Annotated in this window: 1 protein-coding gene and 1 pseudogene; one reads left to right on the top strand and one right to left on the bottom strand. The window is 75.1% G+C overall.

All coding sequences use genetic code 11. The features are described 5' to 3' along the window. Positions 1–248: hypothetical protein (locus tag AB8Z36_RS40470; RefSeq protein ID WP_369218342.1), on the bottom strand; the 248-nt coding region annotated here is incomplete at its 3' end. Between the two features lie 53 nt (positions 249–301). Between AB8Z36_RS40470 and AB8Z36_RS40465 the strand changes: the two are divergent. Then, positions 302–1,284, top strand: a pseudogene (locus AB8Z36_RS40465) (hypothetical protein); the annotation flags it as partial.

The raw sequence follows: 1,284 nt of genomic DNA, 5'->3' as shown, positions 1-1,284 counted from the left end.
CCACCGGTCAGGGTGAGGACTGCCAGCGCCTGTCTGGCCTGCGGGTGGACGCCGGCGACGGCAAACGCGTCCAGGACGTCGGGGCCGGGAGCCGCGACCCGGGTGAGGCCGTCGGCCAGGCCCCCGAAGGAACGGCCGTCCAGTCGCACCAACGCGGCGGCCTGCCGCAGACTGAGCGGCCGCCCCTCGACGGCGCTCACAAGGCGTCGCGCCGCGCCCGCCTCGGCGTCCGGGATGTCGCGCCCCATCTCGTGCCGCAGCACCTCCAGGGCGGCCGCTCAGTCTGCGGCAGGCCGCCGCGTTGGTGCGACTGGACGGCCGTTCCTTCGAGGGCCTGGCCGACGGCCTCACCCGGGTCGCGGCTCCCGGCCCCGACGTCCTGGACGCGTTTGCCGTCGCCGCCGTCCACCCGCAGGCCAGACAGGCGCTGGCAGTCCTCACCCTGACCGGTGGCGCGCCCCTGCCCGGCGCGCTGCTGGCACGGATGGCCGACATCGCGTACGACCACGCGACCCTGGAGTCCCTTGCCGCGCGCGGCCTGGCCGAACGGGACGTCGACCGCCACGGGTCGCCGACCTACGCGCTTCCGGCCCGCAAGGTGGAGCTCTACCGGCGACTTCTGCGCGGCTCCGGCGAACTCGCCCCGGAGCTGGGACCGCTGACCACCACGCCGACCAGCTCGCTGACCGCTTGGCTGACCTCCTGGTTGACCTCACGCGACCCTGACGACGAGGAAGCACGCGGCGTCACCGAGGCGGCCCAGCACCTGCTCGCGGAGGCTGCCGAACACCATCAGTGGCAGGCCGTCGTGGAGCTGGCGACCGCCGTCGAGCGGGTTCTCTTCGTCCGGGGCCACTGGCAGGCGTGGCAGCACGCCCTCGCGCGGGGCCTGACCGCCGCGCGGGCCGCCGAGGACACGGCGGCGGAGGCGTACTTCGTCCATCAGCAGGGGGTTCAGCAGCTGCTCGACGACCGTGTGGACGACGCCCGGCATCTCTGGGGACGGGCGCTCGGCCTGCGCGAGAGGTCGGGCGACTGGGCGGGTGCGGCAGTCACCCGGGCCAATCTGGCGCTGCTGGAACCGGTGGCGCTCCTTGCCGAGCCACCGCCCCGGGGGCGGAAGGACCGGCGGCGCGTGATCGCCCCCGTAGCGGCGGTGATCGCGGTGGTCGCGACGGGCACGGCGCTGATCCAGGCCCTCGGAGGCCCCTACGACGGCACCGGCCCCGCACCAGCAGCTGCTCGACGACCGTGTGGACGACGCCCGGCATCTCTGGGGACGGG

Origin of the sequence: Streptomyces flavofungini (assembly GCF_041028215.1) — a bacterium.
GTDB classification, from domain to species: domain Bacteria; phylum Actinomycetota; class Actinomycetes; order Streptomycetales; family Streptomycetaceae; genus Streptomyces; species Streptomyces flavofungini_B.
The sequence above is the reverse complement of the archived record's forward strand: the minus strand, read 5'-3'. Positions and strand labels throughout refer to the sequence as shown.